The sequence below is a fragment of the Litorilinea aerophila genome (genome assembly GCF_006569185.2).
In the GTDB taxonomy this organism is placed as follows: domain Bacteria; phylum Chloroflexota; class Anaerolineae; order Caldilineales; family Caldilineaceae; genus Litorilinea; species Litorilinea aerophila.
The window spans coordinates 1-1649 of record NZ_VIGC02000079.1; the positions used below are offsets into that span (position 1 = coordinate 1).

At 64.2% G+C, this 1649-nt stretch carries 1 protein-coding gene; it reads right to left on the minus strand.

Annotation, left to right across the window (positions count from 1 at the left end):
- Nucleotides 1–227 precede the first annotated feature (227 nt).
- Nucleotides 228–1493: an alpha/beta fold hydrolase gene (locus tag FKZ61_RS23675; protein ID WP_141612636.1), complete on the minus strand. Its 1266-nt coding sequence runs from the start codon at nt 1491–1493 to the stop codon at nt 228–230.
- Between the last annotated feature and the right edge of the window lie 156 nt (nt 1494–1649).

Here is a 1649-nt window from a genome sequence, read left to right on the forward strand (position 1 = left end):
GTGAGCATCCTCAGATGCGGTGTAATCCGTGAGATCTGTGGCTGAAAATACAGTGCAAAGATAGTGACCAAGGGATTCCGAGTAGTGCGTAGTACGCAGGTCACGCATCCTTGCGTGACAGAAGAGCAGGCACCCCTGTCCGGCCGGGAGGCCGGACCTACGGTGCGGAGGCAGGTCCACCCACCTCCGCACCACCTAGATCCCTGGGTGCATTCACGCCTTGTGTGCTACGGCCCCTTGACGTAGGTGTCGAAAAAGGCGATGGATCGGGCCATGGCCGTGTTGAAGTTGACGGAGAGGTTGTGGTTGTCGCCGGGGTAGCTGTAGAACTCAACCACTCCGCCGGCGGCCAGAATCTGGTTATAGAGCGTTTCGGAAAAGGCAATGGGGACGCTGGTATCGGCCGTGCCGTGGTGGAGCTGTACCGGGCCGGAGAGCTCGGCCACGTAGGTGTTGGCCGAGATGGAAGCCCAGAAGTCCGGGTTTTCGGCCGGCGTGCCGTACTGGGCCACCAGCTCATCCCGCCAGCGTCGGGCCCGGGCCGGGATGGAGGACGGCGTGCTGGACGGCCGTCGCCAGCGCTCCAGCAGGTCCGGATAGGAACCCACCACGCCGGCCCAGATCACGCCGGCCCGGATGCTGTCATCCACCAGCATGGCCCGCAGGGTGATGTAACCGCCCATGGAATGCCCCCACAGACCGATGCGGTTGGGGTCGGCGTCGGGATGTTGTCGCACCGAGGCCACCGCGTTGAGCACGTCGATGGTGTAGGCGGGCGACCCGTAGGCGCCACTGGCTTCGCCCTCCGAGCTGCCATGGCCCCGGTAGTCGGGACGCAGCACCATGTAGCCGCTACGGGCGAAGCCATCCACGTAGGCCACGTAGCGTTCGGTGGTCCGATAAATTTCGGGGGGGATGTAGCCGTGGTTGAAGACGATCACCGGCCATCCGGTGGGCGGCTTCTCGCCGTTGGGGGTGGTCAGGAGCGCGTAGATTTTCAGCCCTTCGGAGCGGTAGGAAACAATGGCCCGGCTGTAGTTGACGCCGGGTTCCAGCACCTGCTCCACCACCAACGGACTACCCGGATATTCTCCCTGGCGGAGGTATTCGATGGTGAGGGGATGGGGCACGCCAGGGGGCAGCGGGGTGGGCGTGGGCAGAGGCGAGGCAGGCGTCGGGGTGGGCGTGGGCAACAGCGCCACCGACCCTGCCGGAATGCAGAGCTTCCAGCCCACCTGGATCAGGTGGGCGTCGGCGATGGTGGCGTAGCTCCCGTCGGTGGCCGCGCGGGCGTTGGTGGCCTGGACGATGGCGTCAAACGCAGCCGGATTGCCCAGGTACTGGCCCGCCAGGCTGGACAGGGAGTCCCCGGCCTGAACGACCACCTCGGCTGCGCAGGCGACGGCCGTCTGGGCCTGGGCCGGCCGTCCCACCATCCCCCAGGCCAGCAGGCCAATCCCGGCCAACAACGCAAGGAACGTCTTTTTCCCCATGTCGATTTTACTCCTTCATCCAAGACTCTACGACAGAAACCCTCTACCTTTGCGTTTTATTTTCAGCGACAACGGGCGGGTCACGGACCCCACTATCTTTGCACTGTATTTTCAGCCACAGATCTCACGGATTACACCGCATCTGAGGATGCTCAC